The organism is Kitasatospora sp. NPDC002551, assembly GCF_040296005.1.
Taxonomy (GTDB): Bacteria; Actinomycetota; Actinomycetes; order Streptomycetales; family Streptomycetaceae; genus Kitasatospora.
The window spans coordinates 302,860-323,517 of the sequence record NZ_JBEOWI010000002.1 but is presented as its reverse complement, the minus strand read 5'-3'; the positions used below and the strand labels follow the sequence as shown (position 1 = coordinate 323,517).

Below are 20,658 nucleotides of genomic sequence, written 5' to 3'. Positions count from 1 at the left end.
CGGCTGCTCTCAGTCGAGGACGGCGGTCGCCTCGACCTCGACCAGGACGTCCGGCTCGAAGAGGTACTCGACGCCGATGAGGGAGGCCGGGGGCATCGGCAGCGGCAGCCCGACCTCCTCGGCGACGGCCTCCACCCCGGCCATGAACGCGCCGAGCAGTTCGGGGCTCCACCGGGTCACGTAGAAGGTCAGCCGCAGCACGTCCGCGAACGATGCCCCGGCGCCGGCCAGCCCGACGGCGGTGTTGCGCAGCGCCTGCGCGACCTGCCCGGCCAGGTCGCCGGGCGCCACCGGCGTGCCGTCGGCCCGGCGGGCGACCTGGCCGCTGACGTGGACGTGTCGTGTGCCGGTGCCGACGGCTACGTGGTGGTACGGGGCGGGCTGCAGCATGCCCTGCGGGGTGAAGTGGCGGACGGTCACGGTGCTCTCCTGTTCACGGGTGGATTCCCGGCGGCGGGGGCCGCCGGGGCGTCCCCTTGACGCCCCATCCCGGTATCCGGAAGATACGTAGTCGCCATAAGACACTTCAACGAGACCAGGTTTCGCCGTGGATACCGCCGGCCCCGCAGAACTCCGCGTCGATGCCCCGCACCGCGAACTGCTCGACCAGGTGCTGGACAAGTGGTCGCTCGCCGTCCTGGAGCGGCTTTGCGAACACCCGTGCCGTTTCAATGAGTTGCGTCGGGCGATTCCCGCCGTGACCCAGAAGTCCCTGACGGCGACCCTGCGCCGGCTGGAGCGCAACGGCGTGGTCGAACGCGAGGTGACCGCCACCCGCCCGGTGGCGGTCACCTACCGGATCACCCCGCTCGGCAAGACCCTGCGGCACCCGGTGGACGTCCTGCTGGCCTGGGCCGACGCGCACCTGCCCGCCATCGAGCGCGCCCGCCTCGCCTTCGACGAACAGGCCGACGAACCGGAGGAAGCGGTGCTCCGGGCCCGGCCCCAGCCGCGCTGAGCATGGCCGGGGCGCCCCGCACGCCCAACGCGGCGCTCCGCCGACGGCGCCTCAGGCCGTGTGGCGGTGGCTCGAACAGGTCGGACAGCCCTCGTCGCCGCCCTGGTAGAGGGTCGCCTCGTCGCCGGCGCGAAAGCCGGACCCGGATCGCAGGGCTATATTGCGTACATGCCCCAACGCTCACGGTCGGTCTCTGCTCCTCTGCGCAGCGGGCCGTACGATGCCGTCGGCGACGACGGGCTGATCAAGGTACGGGGTGCCGAGGAGCACAATCTGCGGCACGTTGACGTGGACGTACCCCGCAACCAGGTAGTGGCTTTCACCGGGGTGTCGGGGTCCGGCAAGTCCTCGCTCGCGTTCGCCACCATCTACGCCGAGGCGCAGCAGCGCTACCTCGAATCCATCGCGCCGTACGCCCGCAGGCTGATCGACCAGGGCGCGGCGCCCAGGGTGGGCGAGATCACCGGGCTGCCGCCGGCCGTCGCGCTGCGCCAGCAGCACAGCGGGGGCAGCACGCGTTCGACGGTGGGTACGGTGAGCCGGGTCTCCAACGTCCTGCGGATGCTGTACTCCCGCGCCGGCACCTACCCGGTGGGCCGTACCCCGGACGACCTGGCCGGGACGTTCCCCCGGGACGCCGCGCCCCTGGACTCGGACAGCTTCTCGCCGAACACCCCGGCCGGGGCGTGCCCGACGTGCTCGGGCTTGGGCCGCCTGCACACGGTCGACGAGAGCAGGCTCGTCGGCGACGATTCGCTGAGCATCCGGGAGGGTGCCGTCGCCGCGTGGCCGGGCGCCTGGCAGGGCAAGAACTACCGCGACATCCTCGCCGAACTCGGAGTGGACATCGACGTCCCGTTCCGTGCGCTTCCGGCCGCCCGCCGCGCGTGGCTGCTGACCACGGACGAGCAGCCGACGGTCACCGTGCACCCGGTCCGCGAACCGCACCGCATCGCGCGTTCCTACCAGGGCACCTATATGAGCCCGCGCAGGTGGGTGCTGCACACCTTCGCCACGACCAAGGCGGCGCACCTGCGAGCGAAGGCCGCCTCGTTCATGACCGAGGAGGTCTGCCCGACCTGCCGGGGAAAGCGGCTCAACCCGCAGGCCCTGGAGGTGACCTTCGCCGGGCAGGACATCTCGGTCGCCACCTCGATGCCCCTGACGCGGCTCTCGGCCTTCCTGGAGACGGCGCGCGACCACCCCGACACCCGCGCCCTGCCCACCGAGCGGCGGCAGGCGGCGCACGCCTTGATCTCCGGCCTGCGGGCCCAGCTGGGCACCCTTGTCGACCTGGGCCTCGGCTACCTCGCGACGTCCCGCGCGACCTCCACCCTCTCCAGCGGCGAACTGCAGCGCCTGCACCTGGCCACCCAGCTCCGCAGCGGCCTGTTCGGCGTGCTGTACGTCCTGGACGAACCCTCGGCGGGACTGCACGCCGCCGACACGGAACTGCTGCTGACCGCCCTCGACCGGCTCAGGGGAGCCGGGAACAGCGTCTTCGTGGTGGAGCACAACGCGCAGGTCCTCGCGTCGGCCGACTGGATCGTCGACATGGGGCCGGGAGCGGGCCGGCACGGCGGACACGTCCTCTACAACGGCCCCGCACAACGACTGGACGAAGCGCGGGAGTCGGTGACGGCCCGCTATCTCGCTCGGACCGCGCCCGCCGTCCCCGGACCGCAGGAGCCACGGCGTCCCGCGGGATGGCTGCGCCTGTTCGGCGTCACCGGCCACAACCTCCGTGACCTGGACGCGAGTTTCCCCCTCGGCGCCTTGACGGCGGTCACCGGCGTCTCCGGGTCCGGAAAGTCGACGCTCCTTCGGCGTGCCCTCGCCGACACCGTCCGCGGCCACCTGCACGGCGAGGAGACGGACGAGGACCGGGCCCGGGAACCCGCACCGGAGCGGGCGGACGACGAGGAGCCGGGGGCGCCGGCCGGCGATCTTGCGGAGGACCGTGTGACGGTGCGGTCCAGCGAGGGACTGCAGCACGTCGACCGGCTGGTGGTCGTGGATCAGAAGCCCATCGGGCGCACCCCGCGCTCCAACCTCGCCACCTACACGGGCCTCTTCGACAGCGTCCGCAAGCTGTTCGCCGCCCAGCCGGGGGCCCGGGAACTCGGCTACACCGTCAGCCGGTTCTCCTTCAACCTGCCTCAGGGGCGCTGCCCGCACTGCCTGGGTGACGGAGTCGTCAGCATCGAGCTCCTCTTCCTGCCGACGGAGACCTCCCCCTGCCCGGTCTGCGCGGGCGCCCGCTACAACCCCGGCACGCTCATGGTGCGCTACCGCGACCGGACCATCGCCGACGTGCTGGCGATGAGCGTGGAGGAGGCCCTGGACTTCCTCCACGACGTGCAACCCGCCGCCCGCATCCTGAGCCTGCTCGCCGACATCGGCCTGGGCTACCTCGGGCTCGGCCAGAGCGCCACGACGCTGTCCGGCGGGGAGGCCCAGCGCATCAAGCTGGTGAGCGAACTGCACCGCGCGCCGCGCGGCCACAGCCTCTACCTCCTGGACGAACCCACCGGCGGGCTGCATCCCGCCGACATCGACCTCCTCGTCGGGCAGTTGCAGCGGCTGGTGGACGCGGGCAACACGGTCGTCATGGCGGAGCACGACCTGCGCACCGTCGCCGCCGCGGACTGGCTCGTGGACCTCGGCCCCGGCGCCGGTGCGGACGGGGGCCGCATCGTCGCCGAAGGCCGCCCGGCGGACGTCGCCCGGCTGGGCGCGACGGCGACCGCCACGCACCTGAGCCGGCATCTGCCGACGGCGGCGGACCCCGGGTAGTTCCGGCGGACCGGTCCGGGCACCGGCGGAGCCGACCGAGCCGCCCCGTCGTGGGGGCCTCCACCCGGTACCTGGCCTACCAGCACTGTCGGGTTACCAGGGCTTGAGGACGAGGCGGATCGGCTCGTCCTCCCGGGAAGCGGGGCGGCGGGGCCCCGTGACGCGCTGCGGGCCCAGGGCCGCAGCGTCCTGATCATCGCGATGATCGCGCCGCCCGTCACGGGCGTCACCGGTGCGGACATCGTGGCCCGCAGTACCCAGCCCACCCCGAACGAGCGCAGTACCCGCCTGATGGGCACCGCCGACGCGTACGTCAGCACCAGCGCGCGGCCCGGCCGGCAGCCGGTGCAGGGCGCGGACCCGGCGGACGGCACCGTCTCGATCCTCTCCCAGCAGGGCCCCATGCCCACGCCGACCCCCGAGGAACACGCCCGCAGCCTCCAGTCGCCGGGGTGGTGGCGGAGGGTTCGGCTGCGCGGTTGGGGCCGGGACTCAGATCATGTGCATGCCGCCATTGACCTGGATGGTCTCGCCGTGGACGAAGCTCGCTGCGGGGGAGCACAGGAAGGTGATGACGGAGGCGACTTCCTCGGGTCTGCCCAGTCGGCCCATGGGCGTGCTGGAGAGCGCGTCCTCGCCCCGGGTGGCGACGTAGTCGCGGGTCATGGGGGTCTCGATGATGCCCGGCGAGACCGTGTTGACCCGGGCGTGCCCGCCCAGTTCCCAGGCGAGGCTGCGGGAGAAGGCGAGCAGGGCGCCCTTGGTCGCGGCGTAGTGGGCGTGCCGGATGCTGCCCCGGTGGCCCGCCATGGAGGCGAGGTTGACGATGGCGCCGTGCTTGTTGAGGTGCGGCAGGACGGCGCGGGTGAGGTAGAAGACCCCGTCGAGGTTGACGGAGACGACGGTCCTCCACTGCTCGTCGGTCATGTCGGCGACGGTCTGTTCGGGGTAGATCCCGGCGGCGGGCACCAGGAAGTCGACCGAACCGAACTCCTCGACGGCGGCGTCGACGAACGCGGTGTTGCTCTGCGCCGAGGCCGCGTCCAGGTGTCGGATCAGCACCCGGCCCCCGCCGGTCCCGAGTGAGGCGGCGAACTCCTCCAGGGCCGCCGGGTCCAGGTCGCCCAGCACCAGGTGGGCGCCGGCCGCGTGGAACTGGCGGGCGACCTCGCGGGCGATGCCGCCGCCCGCGCCGGAGAGCAGCAGGATCTTGCCGTGGAAGGGGGTGGGGTCACTCGACGGTGTCATTCTCGTCCTCAAGAAAGAGTTCGGGGTGTTGTACCAGCTGGAGCCGCGTGCGGCGGATGTGTCCGGTCAGGAAGCGTTCGGCGTCCTCGGGGTCGCCGCGCCGGATCGCTTCGATGATCAGGCGGTGTTCGGCGTGGATCAGCTCCCAGCCGGTGGCGTCGGTGATCCGGGCGAACGCGCGGCGGTAGTGCTGCGTGGTGTTCCAGAAGCGGTCCACCATCTCGGTGAGCTGGCCGGCGGGGCAGCCGGCGTAGGTGAGCAGGTGCAGCCGACGGTCCAGTACGAGGAAGCGGTCCACGTCGGTGGTGGCCTCGATCTGCCCGGCGAGGTCGGCGAGTTCGGCGGTCTGGAGCGCGGTCAGGTGCGGGATGCTCTCGCTCAGCGCGAGCGGTTCGAGGCGTTCCCGGATCTTGTAGACCCCCTCGCACTCGCGCATGTCCATCTTGGAGACCCAGGCGCCGCTGTTGGACTTGACGACGGTCAGTCCCTCGGCGGCGAGAATCCTCAGGGCCTCGCGGACCGGCAGGCGGCTGGCGCCGAGCCGTTCGGCGACCTGTTCCTGCATGATCCGTGCCCCGGGCGGCAGTTCGCCGTTCAGGATGGCGGCACGCAGGTGGTCGGCGACCCGCTCGCTGGCGACGGCGGAGGAACTGGGTCCGGTTGCTGGTTTCTGGGGCACGGCGGATACGGCTCACTTTCCGGTGCGGCGGCGGTGTTCAGTCGGAAGGCTGCCACAACGACGCGGGCGCACCGTCCTCGCACCTCTTGCCGTGCGGATAGGAGACCAGCTCCAGCTGCATCCCCCAGGGGGTGAGGAAGTAGACCCAGCGCTGGCCCTCGCTGGGGCCGCTGCTCGCGGTCGGCTCGCCGAGGATCCGTACTCCGTGGCGGCGCAGATGGGCGACGGCGGCGTCGAGATCGGTGACGTAGAACGCCAGATGGTGGCCGCCGATGTCGCTGTTGCGGGGCTGGCCCGTGCGCCGGCCGGGGGCCTCGTACTCGAAGATCTCGAAGCTGGGGCCGCCGGCGCAGCGGAAGAAGCGCAGCTCGCGCATGACGGCACGCGGGTGCACGTTCAGGTGCTCCGCCATCCACGTGCCGTCGGAGCGGAACGGCCCGAGCGAGTAGACGTGCCGGCAGCCGATCACCTCGACGAAGAACCGCGTCGCCTCGTCGAGGTCGGGGACGGTGAAGCCGATGTGCTCGACCCCGGTCAGTCCCGGCAGCCCCTGCCGCGGGGCTTCCTCGCCCTGCTCCGGTGAATGGATCCATTGTCCTGGCATGGATATCACCCTGGTCCGCAGAAGGTGCCGTAGTCAAGGGTCTTTGTCGCAACCTGAACATCACACTCCGGTAACGAGGGTTGGCTATGGATCCATTCGCTGCGACAGTGCTGGTCGAAACACATACGGGAGTTCACATGCCTACACACCGGAAACTGGCCGCGGCATCGCCCTGGACCCAGCTGACAGCGACCCGGAAGGACTGGCAGAACGCCGACCCCGCGCTGCTGACCTCGATGTTCGCCCAGACCCTGCTGATCAGGACCTTCGAGGAGTACGTCCTCGACCTCGCGTCCCAGGGGCTGGTCCACGGCCCGGCGCACTCCAGCATCGGCCAGGAGGGGGGCGCGGTCGGCTCCGTGCACGCGTTGACCAGCGCGGACTTCGTCGGCGGCTCGCACCGGGGACACCACCAGTTCCTCGCCAAGGCCCTGGGCCACGTCGCCCCGCACGGCATCGACCCGCGCGTCCCGGTGAGCGACGACGTGCGTACCGTCCTCACCCGCAGCCTCGCCGAGATCTGCGGGCTGGCCCGCGGCTTCTGCCGGGGCCGGGGTGGATCCATGCACCTGCAGTGGCGCGAGGCCGGGGCGATCGGCACCAACGCCATCGTCGGCGGCGGCGTCCCGCAGTCCGCCGGGTTCGCCTGGTCGGCACGGCAGGCCGGCACCGACGCGGTGTCGGTCGCCTACTTCGGCGACGGCGCGGTGAACATCGGCTCCGTACTGGAGACGATGAACCTCGCCGCCGCCTGGAAGCTGCCGCTCTGCTTCTTCATCGAGAACAACCGGTACGCCGTCTCCACCCACGTGGAGGAGGTCACCGCCGAACCCCGGCTCTCCGCACGCGGCCTGGGCTTCAACATCCCGGCCTGGCAGGTGGACGGCATGGACCCCCTCGCCACCCACCTCGCCATGCGCGAAGCCGTCGCACACATGCGTGCCGGCAACGGCCCCGCCATCGTGGAGGCCGACGTCTACCGCTACTACCACCAGAACGGCCCGTTCCCCGGCAGCGCGTTCGGCTACCGCACCAAGGACGAGGAGAAGGAGTGGCGGGCCCGCGACCCGCTGGCCCTCCTCGCCGAGCAGCTCACCGAGCGCGGCATCCTGGACGCCGCGGCCGTCGAGCAGTGCACGGCGCGGGCCAGGGAACTGCTGGCCGGCATCGGCGACGAACTGCTGGAACCCGACCCGGACGGCAAGCCCGGAAAGCGCCGGATCAAGCCCGCCGAGTGGCCCGACCCGTCCTTCCGCGACGTGGGCGTACGCGGTGACCTCTCGGAGTTCGACGGCGTACGCCAGGCCGACCTGGACACCTTCACCGGCGCCACCGCCGAACGCAAGTTCATCGACGTCGTCTCCGAAGTGATGCGCCGCCGGATGGCCCAGGACGACTCGATCGTCGTCATGGGCGAGGACGTCCACCGCCTCAAGGGCGGCACCAACGGCGCCACCAAGGGCCTCGCCGAGGCGCACCCCGACCGCTGCCTGGGCACGCCCATCAGCGAGAACGCCTTCGCCGGACTCGGCTGCGGCATCGCGCTGGACGGCCGCTACACACCGGTGGTCGAGTTCATGTACGCGGACTTCATGTGGGTCGCGGCCGACCAGATCTTCAACCAGATCGGCAAGGCGCGGCACATGTTCGGCGGCGACGGCGACGTACCGCTCGTACTGCGCAGCAAGGTCGCCATGGGCACCGGCTACGGCTCCCAGCACTCCATGGACCCGGCCGGCGTCTTCGCCACGGCACCCGGCTGGCGGATCGTCGCCCCCTCCACCCCCTTCGACTACGTCGGCCTGATGAACTCCGCGCTGGCCTGCAAGGACCCGGTGGTGGTGCTGGAGCACGTGGACCTGTACAACTCCACCGGCACCGGCCCGGTGGACGACCTCGACTACTGCCTGCCGGTGGGCAAGGCCGCGGTGCGCCGCACCGGCTCGGCCCTCACCGTCGTCTCGTACCTCGCGATGACCGGCCACGTCCTGGAGGCCGTCGAACAGCTCGGGCTGGACGCCGAGGTGATCGACCTGCGCTGGCTGGACCGGGCCAGCCTGGACTGGGACACCCTCGGCGCGAGCATCCGCAAGACCAACAACGTGCTGCTCGCCGAACAGGGTCCCCTCGGCACGTCCTACGGCGGCTGGCTGGCCGACGAGATCCAGCGCCGCTACTTCGACTGGCTCGACCAGCCGGTCCAGCGCCTCACCGCGGGCGAGTCCTCACCCAGCATCAGCAAGGTGCTGGAGCGCGCGGCCATCGCGCGGACCCCGGAGGCCGTCGCCGCGCTCCGCCGGGTCACCGAGAACTGACCCCGACCCCACGTGACCCAGGAGGGTTCCCCATGGCTGAACTGTTCCGCATGCCGGCGGTGGCCGCCGACGACACGGCGGGGGTGCTGTCCGCCTGGCAGGTGGCGGAGGGCGCCGCCTTCGCGGCGGACGACGCGCTGATCTCCGTCGAGACCGACAAGGCGGAGGTCGACGTCCCCGCCGAGCGCCCCGGCGTCCTGCTCAAGGCGCTGTACGAGCCCGGCGCCGAGATCGAGGTGGGGACCCCCGTCGCGGTCCTCGGCGCGCCCGACGAACCGGTCGGGGACCTCGACGCGCTGCTCGCCGAACTGGGCGTTGCCCCCGCCACCGGGGCGGACGTCCACCGCCCCGAACGCCGGACCGTACCGGAGACCCCCGCGCCGGCCACGGCGGCTCCCGGCCCCAACCCCGGGACCGCGCCGCACGCCGTAGCGCGGCCCCCCGCCCCCAGGGCGGCCGAAGCCGGACCCGCGCCCGGCGCGCGGCTGTTCAGCAGTCCGCTCGCCCGCCGGCTGGCCCGCGAGGCCGGGCTGGACCCGGCCGGGCTGACCGGCACCGGCCCAGGGGGCCGGATCGTGCGCCGGGACGTCGAGGCCGCCGTCGCCGCCCGCCGGCACCGGCCGGAGCCGAGCGCCCCGCCCCGGGAGCCGGCGGACCGGGCCGCGGCCCCCGCACCCCCGCAGGGGCAGGCCCCGGCCGCCCCGGCGGGCGCCGGCCACCAGGACATCCCGCACACCCGGATGCGGCGGGCCATCGCCGCGCGGCTGACCGAGAGCAAGCAGCACACCCCGCACTTCTACCTCCGCGCGACCTGCGAGGTGGACGAGCTGCTCGCCTTCCGGCAGCGGATCAACGCGGCGAGCCCGGTCAAGGTCTCCCTCAACGACATCCTGGTCAAGGCCGCCGCGCTCGCGCACACGGCCGTACCCGAGATGAACGCCACCTGGCACGCGGACGCCGTACGCCGCTACGAGAGCGTGGACGTCTCGATCGCCGTCGCCGCCGACCGGGGACTGCTGACGCCGGTCCTGCGGGGCGTCGAACGCATGTCGCTGTCGGCGGTCGCCACCGCGACCCGGGAGCGCGTTGAACAGGCGCGCTCCGGCACCCTGCGGCAGGCCGACCTGGAAGGCGGCTCCCTCACGATCTCGAACCTCGGGATGTACGGAGTCGAGGAGTTCTCCGCCATCATCAACCCGCCACAGGCCGCCATCCTGGCCGTCGGCGCGGTACGGGACGAGGCCGTGGTCCGCGGCGGGACGGTCACGGCGGCCAAGGCGATGACCGTGGTCCTCTCCGTGGACCACCGGCCGGTGGACGGCGCCGTCGCCGCCCGCTGGCTCGCCGCCTTCACCGGCGCGCTCAGTGACCCGATGCGGATCGTGGTCTGAGCCCTTCCCCTCCCCTCCCCTCCCCTCTCCTCCCTTCCCCTCCCCCGCCGGGCGGTGCCGCGCGCGCCTCTCCCTCCGGCTGCCGCGCCGCCCGGCCCCCGGCCGCGATCCAGCGCCCCGCGGACGGCGCCCCGCCGACCACCTGGACCCTCCCCTAAGGACACCGATGTCTTCGCCCCCCACCCTCGCGCCCCGTGACACCCTCGGCGAGCTGGACAGACGCAACCTCCGCCGGCTGATGCCGCTGCTGCTGGCGGCCTACATCATGTCGTTCCTCGACCGGACCAACATCGGTCTGGCCAAGGAACGGCTGGAGGCCGACCTCGGCATATCCGCCGCCGCCTACGGGCTCGGAGCGGGACTCTTCTTCCTCACCTACGCGGTGTCCGAGATACCCAGCAACCTGATCATGCACCGGGTGGGCGCCCGCTGGTGGATCACCCGGATCATGCTCACCTGGGGCGTCATCTCGGCCTGCATGGCGTTCGTCCGGGGAGAGAAGTCCTTCTACGCGATGCGGCTGCTGCTCGGCGCCGCCGAGGCGGGTCTGCTGCCGGGCATCCTCCTCTACTTCACGTACTGGTTCCGCTCCGGCACCCGGGGCCGGGCCATCGGTCTGCTGCTGCTCGGGGCTTCGATCGCCAGCGTGCTCGGCAACCCGCTGGGCGGTCTGCTGCTGGAGATGGACGGGATCGGCGGCTGGCACGGCTGGCAGTGGATGTTCGTCATCGAGGGCCTTCCCTGCGTCCTCCTGGCCTTCGTCGTCCTCCGCTACCTCCCGGACGGCCCGGCCACGGCCCCGTGGCTGACCGCCAAGGAGGCGGCGCTGGTCAGCGAGGCGGTGACCCGCGAGCAGGAGGAGGGCGCCAAGGCCGCCGGGACAAGCTCCGGTTCCCTGCTGACGGTGCTGCGCGACAAGCAGATGCTCATCGCGATCTTCGCCAACTGGACGCATCAGGTGGCGCTCTACTCCGTCGTCTACTTCCTGCCCGGCATCATCGGCGGCTGGGGACACCTGTCACCGTTCACCATCGGGCTGCTGACCAGCCTGCCCTGGGTGACGGCCGCGATCGGTGCCGTCGTGGTGCCACCGCGCGCCACCACCCCCCGCCGCTCCCGCAACTTCGTGGTGACCGGCCTGCTGATGATGTTCGTCGGACTCGTCGTCGCCACCGTCGCCGGCCCGGTGATCGCGCTGCTCGGCTTCTGCTTCACCGGCCTGGCGTTCTTCGTCGTCCAGCCGCTCCTGTTCAACTTCCCCGGCACCCGCCTGGAAGGCAGGACACTCGCCGGCGGCCTGGCGCTGCTCAACACGGTCGGCATCACCGGCGGCTTCGTCGGCCCCTACGTCATGGGCTGGGCCGAGGAGAGCACCGGCAACCACCTGGCCGGCCTGTGGATCTCCGTCGTACTGCTGGCCCTCGGCGCCGCGGCTGCCACCCGTCTGCGGTTCTCGGCCCAGGACGAACGGGACGGCGCGAGCTGACCCGTTCGTCCTGGGCCGGCCGACCGAGGTCATCCCCTTCGGCTGGTTCGGTGGGCTGCCGGCCATGGTGGGTATCGTCGAGCGGTTGGTGCCGGAGGTTCCTCTACGGCCCCAGGGCGCGGGCCGGCGTCGGCTTGGCGGCACTGGGGCACTGGAGCACTGGAGCACTGGCTGTGATCGTGCTCGTGGCGGCTCCGGGTGCACGTCCCTGCTCCTGCCGAGTGGCCGACCGTCTTGCCGCCGTCCGACAACCGCGGTCCCACCCCGCGGGTCAGCTGTGCTGCGGCTGGCCCCAGGGGAGCGTGGCGATGGTGCCGTTGTCCACCCGCAGGTGGGTCTCCCCCGTCGAGGGATTCCGGATGCCGACGCCGGGCCGCCCGCCGGCGTCGGCCGGCCCGGCGGACGTCCGGACCGGCGGACGGGGCGCGGTCACGCAGGGGCGCCGAGCGGCGGGTGTTCGAGCACGCGGGGCTTGTACTCGACCAGCTGGATGCGGCCGTCGAAGGTGCGGTGCCCGATCATCTCAAGGGCGACGTCCGGATAGCCGTCGTAGATGCGTTCTTCACCCGTGGCCCCGGTGATCACCGGGAACATCACGACCCGGAAGCGGTCGACGAGTCCGGCTCGCAGCAGGGACCGGCACAGGCTGAGGCTGCCGATCGTGCTGAGGAGTCCCGAGCCGCTCGCCTTCATGGCGCGGACCGCCTCGACGGCGTCGTCGCGGACGAGCGTGGAGTTGACCCATGTCAGTGGCTCCTTGAGAGAGGAGGAGAACACCACCTTGGAAGCTTGCGTGAGCTCGTCGACGGACGCCTCCTCCTCGGGCCGGAACCCGTCCTGGCCGTTCGGGACCTCGCCTGCGGCGAAGCCCGACATCAGGCGGTAGGTGTTCGCTCCCATCAGGTAGGTGACCTTGGGCTGCTCGCCGAGCCATGCGAGGTACTCCGGGCCCTCCATGCCCCAGAAACCGGGCCACCCCTCCCCCGATGCGTAGCCGTCGAGGGAGGTGATGAAGTCGACGAGAAGCTCCGACATGGCGCTGTCCTTTCCTGGGGTGTCACGAGCTTGGACCGGCCGGGAGTCACAAACTCATCGGCCACGCTGTGGAGTAACGGGAGAACCGCCCGGGCCAACCGTCACGCTCAGCCGAACCCAGTAAAACGCCGAGGGGCCGACTGAACGCCCAGCCCGTGTTCGAGATCTGCCGTGTCCCGTTGCGGAGGCGACATCCGAGCTCGTCGTGCGCGGTGTCGGGGTGGGTATCCGTCGGATCTGACGGACGAACAGTGAGCGCTGGTGGAGCCGTTGCTCCTCCGGCGCGGGTGGGCCCGCAAGGTGTCCGGCGGTCAGGAGGTCAACGGAGAGCGGTCCCGTGACGCTCCCCCGCGGTCGACCGAACGGAGCTGCGGCAATGCCCGTCCACGTTGCCTCCCGGTCCGTCATGCGACGCTGCTCCCTCCGCGCAGTGGCGTGTCACCGGACCATGCTCTGTCGCTATCCTCGCCCGGACCAGGTGATGGGCCAGCAGGTGCCGCAGCGGCGGGAGGTGGGGGTCGTGCTCGGGCACCAGCGCGAGCACGTTCACGGCGGTCTTCAGGCGCCGGCGTTCGAACAGGGCCCTGACCGGTTCCTCCAGGGGGCTGGACTTCCCCCGTTCGTACAGCGCTTGCAGGATCAGGCCGGCCAGCGGGCTGCCCGCGGGCGCGTTGCGCATCGCGCGGCGGGTGAAGCGCATCATCGCGCGGTCGGAGCCGTGCCACTTGGCACACCAGTACTGGAGGGCCTGCCAGTGCGCGTCGTAGTGGTGCGGTGCCCGGGCGGTGAGTTCGGCCCAGAGCTCGCGGTCGGCGGTGGCGCGGACGGTTATGGGCGGTCGGTCACGCGGTCGTCGAGGAGGGCCTGGCCGAGGGGGGTGAGGGTGTGGCGCACGCCGGGGCCGGTGCGTTCGGTGGTGAGGAGGCCGGCGGCGCGCAGGACGGTGGCGTGGTGGCTCGCGGTGGCGGGTGAACAGCCGGTGCGGCGGGCGAGTTCGGCGGTGCCCGCCGGGTCGGCCGCCGCGTGCAGGGTGCGGGCGCGGGTGGTGCCGAGCAGGGCGACGAGCGCGCCGTCCGGCCCGTCCTCGGCGGCCGGGGACCAGATGGCGCGGTAGGTGGTGAGGTCGGGGGCGAGCGGGTAGTGCAGGACGAGCGGGTGGTCGAGGCCGCGGTTGTCGGTCAGGGCCATCGGGTCGGGCCAGAAGAAGGTGGGGACGAGCATGACGCCGGCGCCGCGCAGCCGCAGGTCGGCGTCGACGGGGAAGGGCAGCGTCAGCACCGGTGACTGCCACCGGATGTCGGGGTGGAGGCTGCCGAACAGCCCGTCCAGGCCGCGGTCGGCGGCGAGGGTGGCCCGCCGGGCGCGGTCGGTGTGCGCGGCGGCCAGCAGCTGCGACCAGTACGGCGCGACGGCGAAGGCGTGGTACTCGCGCAGCCGGCGGTCGACCAGTTCGCGCCACTCACGGTCGCCCCGGTGCAGTTCGTAGACCCACCGGGGCGCCCGGGGGCGTGTCCTGCTGAGGGCCCGCAGGTCGGCGCTCCACCGTCGGCCGGGCAGTGACCAGGTCTGCTCCAGACTCTCCGGCAGGGTGTGGCTGCCGGCATGCAGGAACGCTTCGGCGGCCTCCGCCGCCCCGAGGGGCGTCGCCAGGTCGAACAGCACCCGCAGTTCGGGGCGGATGCTCTCGCGGGTCCGACTGCGCCACCCCTCCAACACCACGCCGCCAACCTCGCGGGTCTGCACCAGCGACAGGCTCAGGATCGACTCGGCGAGCGGGTCGGGTGCCCGCGCGATCCGAACCCTGGTCAGGTCGTCGTGGGTGAAGTGGATCCGCAGCAATTCCGCCCCTCTCCGTCGAACACCGGCAGGGGTACCGCACGCAGCCCCCCCGGCCCCGTCCCCGTCCCCCCTCTGCGGCCTTACGACCACCGTAAGCGGGACGGCACGGCAAGAGTGGGGCGTTGCCCGGCTCTGACCGGATCGTTCCACGGCACGGACATTCCGTGCCCGACCCCGGAGGCAGGGTGGTTCAGGCGGCGGTGCCCCGGGGCGGCGCTCTTCCCAGGAGGGCCCCCTCCCGTTCCCGTGCGGCCCGTGTTCGTCGTGGGCCCGCGTGCCGCCGCACAACGCCTGCCCACGAGAACCGGGAGAAGAGCACGGGACGAGGATGACGTCGAGAGACCTTCGCCCGTGTCGGAGCGTCGGTCCTGCCGGCCTCCGCGGACGGGCCCGCCGAACGGCGCGGACCCCGTCGCGCCGCTGCCCGTCTGCTCCGCCGGAGCGGGCGCACGCGGGCCCGGGCACGCTCCGTACGCGCCCCTGCACCCCCTACCGCCGCTCCGACCGGTTGGCCAGGATGTCCGGGTTGTTGTCCGTACGCACGAGAGGGCGTGTTGCGATGACGCAGCCGCAGCGAGGCGCGCACGAGCGGCCGCCGGCGGACCCGGGCCAGGGCGATCCGCCGCCCGGGAACGCCGACGGGCAGGTGCCGAAGCCGGACCCGGGCAGTGACGGGAAGCACCGCAAGCCGAAGGGCTGAGTCGTGGATCTGCTGAAGCGGCGGGCCGCTCTCGACGCGGCGATGCAGGCGCGCGGGGACTGGCCGGAGCGCTCGCCGTGGCTGCGTGAGGCCGTGGCCGCGCTGCCCCGGGACCGGTTCGCGCCGGAGAGGCTCTGGCGGTGGGACGGACACGCGTATGTGCCCGTCGACCGGCAGGCCGATCCGGACGGCTGGAACGGCGAGCTGTACGCGGGCCCGGACGCGGCCGCCGTCACCCAGGTGTCGGGCGGGCTGCCGTCCTCCAGCCTCTCCGCGCAGGGCGTGGTGGTGGGCATGCTGGACTCGCTGCGTCTGGAACCCGGCCACCGGGTGTGGGACGTCGGCGGCGGGCAGGGCTGGAACGCGGCCCTCGCGGCCTGGCGGGCGGGGCCGGGCCGGGTGGTGTCCACCGAGATCGACCCGGACCTCGCGGCGTTCGCCCGGGAGCGGCTGGCGGCCGCCGGCCTGGAGGTGGAGACGCTCACCGCGGACGCCACCACCGCCGCCCCCGGTGGCGGGCGGTTCGACCGGGTGATCGCCACCTACGCGGTCGAGCAGGTGCCGTGGACCTGGATCGAGGCGGCCGGGCCCGGCGGGCGGATCGTCTACCCGTGGGGCCGGCTGGGTCACGTCGCCCTCACCGTCGCCGCCGACGGCCGCAGCGCGAGCGGCTGGGTACAGGGTCTGGGGCAGTTCATGGCGGACCGCACCGCCGCGGTGCCGCCGGTCGCCGGGGCGGGCGGGTACCGGGCAGTGCGCGGCGAGGGGCCGGCGGATGCGCAGAGGCCGGTCGGCCGTGACCTCGCCCCGCTCGAATCGGACTGGGACCTCAGGTTCGCGCTGCGGGTGGCGGTGCCGGACGCGGTGGTCTTCACCGGCCGTGACGAGGACGGTGTCAGCGCGTGGGTCCATGACGGCGTGGCGGCGTGGGCGATGTTCTCCGCCACCGGCACCGGCGGGAGCGTGCTGTTCCAGGGCGGCGGGCGGCGGATCGGCGAGGAGCTGATGCTCGCCTGGGAGCGGTGGGAGGAGCACGGCCGGCCGGATCCGTACGAGTACGGCATCACGGTCACCCCCGAGCGGCAGTTCGCGTGGCTGAACAGCCCGGACGGCGGGCCCCGGTGGGTCCTCTCCCAGGCGGCGCCCGCCGCTTCGCGCTGAAGGCGGCCGTGCTGCGGGCCGGTCCCGGCCTGGTGTCGGTCACGCGCCGCCGGTGCCCGGTCGGTTCAGCGCGGCACACGGGCGTGACGCGGCTGCCGGACCCGGTCGGGCCGGATGACGGCGGCCGTCGGCCGGCGGCGTGGACGCACGAACGAGGGCCCGGTCGCGACCAGAACCATCGCGAGCGCCGGCGGAACGAGCAAGAGCACCATGAACACGATCACGCGTGCCTCCAAGGACGTCGGGACGGCGTCAGCCTCCGGCGCCTGCCCCGTGCGGCTGATGTCATGTCAACAGCCGGACAGTCGGCGACGGGCGCAGGCCCCGCAGGCGCACCCGGCCCGTCGGACGCTGTCCGGCTCGCCCGCGGTGCGGGGCTGCGCCGTACGACGGTCCTGGAGCTCGATGGCCTTGCGCGCTGCGGGCACCGGCCGCGGCGGGCAGCCTGCGCGGCGACGACCATCGCCGACGCGCTGATCAGAGGGTCGATCAGGTGCGCGGGATCCTCCCGGAGTGGTGGCGGGCCGGAGCCGCACGCACCCTGAACCGGGCAAGAACCGGATCCGCTCCCGGGGGCCTGCCCGGGGCGCCGTAGGCGCGCCGCACCGCTGGTCCTGGGCACGGGAGCGCCGGGCACCGATGAAATGAAGATTCCGTAGATGGCACTCTTGACCAAGCTTGAAATATTTGTAACTCTCGATGTTCCCGCGGCCCGCCCGCGCCCCTGCCCGACCCGCAGCGCGGCGACGCGGCCCGATCGAAGAGGTAGACATGAGTTCTTCAACCACGGTGTTCGTGGCGACCAACGACCTGTCCGGATTCACCCGCGGGCGTGCCGCACCGGGCAACGCGGCCGACGGTGTGCTGCGCCGCGGGCTGGGATGGGTCCCGGCCGATCTCGCGGTGACGGCCTTCGGGGAGCTCGCGCCGAATCCGTTCGGCTCGGCGGGCGACCTGAAGCTGCTGCCGGCCGAGTCCACCGGCGTGGACATCCCCGCCCGTGGCGATCTGCCGGGTGTCCGCCTGTATCTCGCCGACCAGGTGCTGCCGGACGGCACCCCGTGGGAGAACTGCCCGCGCACCTTCGCCCGCAGGGCCCTCGACGACTTCCGGCGTGCCACCGGGCTGGACGTGGTGGCCACCTTCGAGCACGAGTTCATGATCCCCGGACTCGACAGCGGCGCCCCGTTCTCCTTCACCCGGTTCCGGTCCGCCGAGCCGTTCGGCAGTGAACTGGTGTCACTGCTGGACCGGATGGGACTCGAACCGGAGACGTGGCTGCCGGAATTCGGCACCGACCAGTTCGAGATCACCCTGCGCCCCTGCGACGGCATGACCGCCGCGGACCGCGCGGTCGTCTTGCGGGAAGTGGTCCGCGACCTGGCGTCCCAGCACGGACACCGGGCCACGTTCGCGCCGCTGCTGCACCCCGACGGCAGCGGCAACGGCGTGCACGTCCATCTCTCCCTGCGCGACGCGGCGACCGGACGGCCCGTCCTGTACGACGCCTCCCGTCCCGGCGGGCTCTCCGAACTGGGCGGGCGGTTCAGTGCGGGGATCCTCCGGCACGCCCGGGCGCTGCTCTCGTTCACGGCGGGCAGCCCCAGTTCGTACCTGCGCCTGACGCCCCACCGCTGGAGCTCCGCCGGAGTGTTCCTGGCCGAGCGCAACCGGGAGGCCCTGCTGCGGATCTGCCCGACGAGCAGCCTGGGCGGCGGAGTCGTCGCCGACCAGTTCAACCTGGAGTACCGGGCCGCGGACGCGACCGCCAACCCGTGGCTGGTCCTCGGAGTACTGGTGCGGGCCGGACTGAGAGGGGTGGAGGCGGACTACGCGCAGCCGCGGGTCTGGCCCGAGGAGGCCGGGGAAGCGGATCTCGCGGACGTCCCCTGCCTGCCCGGCGGCCTGGAGGAGGCCCTCCTCGAACTCGACAAGGACGACGTGGTGTCCGGCTGGTTCTCCGCCGAACTGCTGGAGACCCACCGCTCCGTGAAGCGGTCGGAGCTGGCCGCGGTCTCGGGCCTGGACGAGCGGGGCGTGTGCGGGCGGGTCGCCGATGTCTACTGAGCCGATGTCTACTGAGCCGATGTCCACCGAGCCGGTGTCCGCTGGACTGCGCCGCCACATCGCCGCGCTGCCGTTGGTCGACCACCACGTCCACGCGTCGCTCGCCTCGCCGGTGACCCGGGGGCAGTTCGAGACGCTGATCACCGAATCCGACCGCCCCATCCCGGCCGGGGTCACCCAGTTCGACTCCCAGATCGGGTTCGCGATCCGCCGCCACTGCGCGCCGCTGCTCGGTCTGCCCCCGCACGCGTCGGCGGACGCGTACTGGGCCGCGCGGTCCGAGCGGACCCCGGAAGAGCTGTCGGACCTCTTCCTCGCCGCGGCCGGCGTCTCCGACTGGTTGCTGGACACCGGCTTCAAGAGCGACGAACTGCTGTCGCCCGGCACGCTCGCCGAGCGCCTGCCCTCCCGGTTCTCCGAGATCGTGCGCCTGGAGACCGTCCTTGAGGGCGTCGCTCCGACGAGCGGCGCCGCGCGCCTCGCCGACGACTTCCGAACGGCGCTCGCCGGGGCCACCGCATCGGCGGTCGGCCTGAAGTCGATCATCGCCTACCGCTACGGCTTCGACTTCGCGCCCGCCCGCCCCACCGCCCAGGAGGTGGAACGGGCGGCCGGCGCCTGGCTGCGCGAGCTGGATGCGGGCGCCCCCCTCCGGGTGGCCGACCCGGTGCTGCTGCGCATGGCCCTGTGGACGGGCGTGGACACCGGCCTGCCCCTGCAGCTGCACGCCGGGTACGGCGATCCCGACCTGGATCTGCGACGGTGCGACCCGCTGCTGCTGATGCCCTGGCTCAAGGAGATCGACGGCGCCGGAACCGATGTCGTGCTGTTGCACTGCTACCCGTTCCACCGCAACGCGGGGTTCCTCGCCCAGGTGTTTCCCCACGTCTACTTCGATGTCGGTCTGGGGGTGAACTACACGGGCGCCGCCTCCAGCGCCGTCGTCGCCGAGAGCCTCGAACTGGCCCCCTTCACCAAGGTGCTGTACTCCTCCGACGCCTGGGGGCCGCCCGAACTCCACCACCTGGGCTCCGTCCTCTGGCGGCGCGGCATGTCCCGGGCGCTCGGGGACTGGGTCGAGGAGGGCGAGTGGTCCGAGGCCGACGCCGTCCGCGTCGCGACGATGATCGGACGCACCAACGCACAGCGCCTCTACGGACTGCCCCATGCCTGACCCGGACGCGTACGAAGCCCTGTGGTCCGCCCTGGAGCGGCACCTCCCCGCGGCGCTCGACCTGAGGCGCCGGCTGCACCGCGAGCCCGATCTGTCGGGTGACGAGGCAGCGACCCGGGACATGGTGCTGGCCGCGCTGCCGGGGGCCGGTGCGGCGGTGAGGACGGCCGGGACCGGCGCCGTGCTGCGCATCGGCGGGCCGGGACCGGCGATCGGTGTGCGCGGGGAGATGGACGCGCTGCCCGTCACCGAGGAGACCGGTGTCGCCTGGGCGTCGGCGCGGCCGGGGGTCATGCACGCGTGCGGTCATGACACCCATCTCGCCGCACTCGTCGCCGTGGCGGGCGCCCTGGCCGAGACCGGGCCTCCGGTTCCCCTGCTCGCCGTGTTGCAGCCGCGCGAGGAGACCTACCCGTCCGGGGCCCGGGACATCACCACCAGCGGCGTGCTCGACTCCGAGCGGTGCGCCGCCATGGTGGGCGTCCACGTCCAGCCCCTGCTGGCCCGGGGCGAGGTGGCGTGCACGGCGGGGGGCGTCAACGGTTCGGCCGACGAGTTCGAGATCGTCGTGCGGGGCAGACCCGGACACGCCGCGTATCCCCATCTGACGAACGACGCGCTGCTGGCGATGTCCGAGATCGTCGTCGCGCTCCAGAGCGTGGTGAGCCGGTCCGTCGACCCGATGGCTCCCGCCGTCGTGGGAGTGTCGTCGTTCTCGGCGGGCAACGCCGCGAACGTGATCGCCGGCACGGCGCGGGCGACCGGCACCGTCCGGGCGCTGGCGTCCTCGACCCGGGAACTGATCCACCGACGGATCACGGAGGTCGCCGAATTCGTCGCGCGGGCACACGCCTGCACCGCGTCGGTGACGATCACCCACGGGGAACCCGTGCTCGACAACGATCCGGCTCTGGTGCGGAGCATCACGCACCAACTGGACCGCCGGGGGCTCCCGGTCGCCGGGAACCTGCGCTCCCTGGGCTCGGACGACTTCTCGTACTTCTGCGAACGCGTGCCCTCGGCCATGCTGTTCGTCGGCACCAGGACGTCCGAGCCGCTGCACTCCTCGCGCTTCCTGCCCGACGACGCGGACGTCCACGCGCTCGCCACCGCTCTGATGGCGGCGTACCTCGGAACGGCCGCCACCCTGGAGGAGCACGCCGGCGCCCCGGGAGCAGCGGCCGGATAGCGACCCACCCGTCCTA

The 20,658-nt window shown here is 72.7% G+C and carries 19 protein-coding genes; 9 read left to right on the top strand and 10 right to left on the bottom strand.

Annotated elements, in window-relative coordinates; genetic code table 11:
* Window positions 1–9: 9 nt before the first annotated feature.
* Together ABT093_RS03800 and ABT093_RS03795 are read right to left on the bottom strand one after the other, a co-directional pair.
* The gene (locus tag ABT093_RS03800) at window positions 10–420 is read right to left on the bottom strand and encodes a RidA family protein (protein ID WP_350559996.1); all 411 of its coding nucleotides are present in this window, start codon (window positions 418–420) and stop codon (window positions 10–12) included.
* Between the two features lie 106 nt (window positions 421–526).
* On the bottom strand, window positions 527–658 hold the full coding sequence (locus ABT093_RS03795) for a hypothetical protein (RefSeq protein WP_350560072.1): 132 nt from the start codon (window positions 656–658) through the stop codon (window positions 527–529).
* Here ABT093_RS03795 and ABT093_RS03790 point away from each other — a divergent pair.
* Together ABT093_RS03790 and ABT093_RS03785 are read left to right on the top strand one after the other, a co-directional pair.
* On the top strand, window positions 599–958 hold the full coding sequence (locus ABT093_RS03790; RefSeq protein WP_350560066.1) for a winged helix-turn-helix transcriptional regulator: 360 nt from the start codon (window positions 599–601) through the stop codon (window positions 956–958). The two genes, ABT093_RS03795 and ABT093_RS03790, sit on opposite strands and share 60 nt — an antisense overlap.
* Before the next feature lie 168 nt (window positions 959–1,126).
* Window positions 1,127–3,754, top strand: coding sequence for an excinuclease ABC subunit UvrA (locus tag ABT093_RS03785; protein WP_350559993.1), 2,628 nt, complete (start codon window positions 1,127–1,129; stop codon window positions 3,752–3,754).
* Between the two features lie 492 nt (window positions 3,755–4,246).
* Here the strand turns inward: ABT093_RS03785 and ABT093_RS03780 are convergent, their stop codons facing one another.
* Genes ABT093_RS03780 through ABT093_RS03770 form a run of 3 tightly spaced genes read right to left on the bottom strand, consistent with a single transcriptional unit; the run spans window position 4,247 to window position 6,285 of the window.
* Window positions 4,247–5,002 carry an SDR family NAD(P)-dependent oxidoreductase gene (locus ABT093_RS03780; protein ID WP_350559990.1) on the bottom strand — a complete coding sequence of 252 codons (756 nt, stop codon included), beginning with the start codon at window positions 5,000–5,002 and terminating at the stop codon, window positions 4,247–4,249.
* Complete coding sequence (locus tag ABT093_RS03775; RefSeq protein ID WP_350559987.1) at window positions 4,986–5,681, bottom strand: GntR family transcriptional regulator; 696 nt, start codon at window positions 5,679–5,681, stop codon at window positions 4,986–4,988. The genes ABT093_RS03780 and ABT093_RS03775 overlap by 17 nt, the downstream gene beginning before the upstream one ends.
* A 37-nt stretch (window positions 5,682–5,718) precedes the next feature.
* The gene (locus tag ABT093_RS03770; RefSeq protein ID WP_350559984.1) at window positions 5,719–6,285 is read right to left on the bottom strand and encodes a VOC family protein; all 567 of its coding nucleotides are present in this window, start codon (window positions 6,283–6,285) and stop codon (window positions 5,719–5,721) included.
* Window positions 6,286–6,422: 137 nt separating this feature from the next.
* Here ABT093_RS03770 and ABT093_RS03765 point away from each other — a divergent pair, with 137 nt between their 5' ends.
* The 3 genes from ABT093_RS03765 to ABT093_RS03755 all read left to right on the top strand — a co-directional run bounded on the left by ABT093_RS03765 (window position 6,423) and on the right by ABT093_RS03755 (window position 11,477).
* On the top strand, window positions 6,423–8,600 hold the full coding sequence (locus tag ABT093_RS03765; RefSeq protein WP_350559981.1) for an alpha-ketoacid dehydrogenase subunit alpha/beta: 2,178 nt from the start codon (window positions 6,423–6,425) through the stop codon (window positions 8,598–8,600).
* Window positions 8,601–8,632: 32 nt separating this feature from the next.
* Complete coding sequence (locus ABT093_RS03760) at window positions 8,633–9,991, top strand: dihydrolipoamide acetyltransferase family protein (RefSeq protein ID WP_350559978.1); 1,359 nt, start codon at window positions 8,633–8,635, stop codon at window positions 9,989–9,991.
* Window positions 9,992–10,157: 166 nt separating this feature from the next.
* Window positions 10,158–11,477, top strand: coding sequence for an MFS transporter (locus ABT093_RS03755; RefSeq protein WP_350559975.1), 1,320 nt, complete (start codon window positions 10,158–10,160; stop codon window positions 11,475–11,477).
* 271 nt (window positions 11,478–11,748) lie between these two features.
* On the opposite strand, the gene ABT093_RS03750 is transcribed toward ABT093_RS03755, so the two are convergent.
* The 4 genes from ABT093_RS03750 to ABT093_RS03735 all read right to left on the bottom strand — a co-directional run bounded on the left by ABT093_RS03750 (window position 11,749) and on the right by ABT093_RS03735 (window position 14,351).
* Window positions 11,749–11,910, bottom strand: coding sequence for a hypothetical protein (locus tag ABT093_RS03750; protein ID WP_350559972.1), 162 nt, complete (start codon window positions 11,908–11,910; stop codon window positions 11,749–11,751).
* Entirely contained in the window at window positions 11,907–12,512 is a 606-nt protein-coding gene (locus ABT093_RS03745) for a dihydrofolate reductase family protein (protein ID WP_350559969.1), read from the bottom strand. Before ABT093_RS03745 ends, ABT093_RS03750 begins: the two co-directional genes overlap by 4 nt.
* Before the next feature lie 319 nt (window positions 12,513–12,831).
* Window positions 12,832–13,215 carry a hypothetical protein gene (locus ABT093_RS03740; protein WP_350559966.1) on the bottom strand — a complete coding sequence of 128 codons (384 nt, stop codon included), beginning with the start codon at window positions 13,213–13,215 and terminating at the stop codon, window positions 12,832–12,834.
* Window positions 13,216–13,340: 125 nt separating this feature from the next.
* A complete protein-coding gene (locus ABT093_RS03735; RefSeq protein WP_350559963.1) occupies window positions 13,341–14,351 on the bottom strand; it encodes an ArsR/SmtB family transcription factor in 1,011 nt (336 codons plus the stop codon).
* A gap of 703 nt (window positions 14,352–15,054) precedes the next feature.
* Here ABT093_RS03735 and ABT093_RS03730 point away from each other — a divergent pair.
* Entirely contained in the window at window positions 15,055–16,212 is a 1,158-nt protein-coding gene (locus ABT093_RS03730; RefSeq protein WP_350559960.1) for a methyltransferase domain-containing protein, read from the top strand.
* A 65-nt stretch (window positions 16,213–16,277) separates the two neighbouring features.
* Here ABT093_RS03730 and ABT093_RS03725 read toward each other — a convergent pair whose 3' ends face one another.
* Window positions 16,278–16,436 (bottom strand): hypothetical protein, encoded by a 159-nt coding sequence (locus ABT093_RS03725; RefSeq protein WP_350559957.1) that lies wholly within the window; start codon window positions 16,434–16,436, stop codon window positions 16,278–16,280.
* Window positions 16,437–16,983: 547 nt separating this feature from the next.
* Here ABT093_RS03725 and ABT093_RS03720 point away from each other — a divergent pair.
* Genes ABT093_RS03720 through ABT093_RS03710 form a run of 3 tightly spaced genes read left to right on the top strand, consistent with a single transcriptional unit; the run spans window position 16,984 to window position 20,642 of the window.
* Window positions 16,984–18,279, top strand: coding sequence for a type I glutamate--ammonia ligase (locus ABT093_RS03720; RefSeq protein WP_350559954.1), 1,296 nt, complete (start codon window positions 16,984–16,986; stop codon window positions 18,277–18,279).
* A 4-nt stretch (window positions 18,280–18,283) separates the two neighbouring features.
* Window positions 18,284–19,453: an amidohydrolase family protein gene (locus tag ABT093_RS03715; RefSeq protein WP_350559951.1), complete on the top strand. Its 1,170-nt coding sequence runs from the start codon at window positions 18,284–18,286 to the stop codon at window positions 19,451–19,453.
* Window positions 19,446–20,642, top strand: coding sequence for a M20 metallopeptidase family protein (locus ABT093_RS03710; protein WP_350559948.1), 1,197 nt, complete (start codon window positions 19,446–19,448; stop codon window positions 20,640–20,642). Before ABT093_RS03715 ends, ABT093_RS03710 begins: the two co-directional genes overlap by 8 nt.
* Window positions 20,643–20,658: the final 16 nt, after the last annotated feature.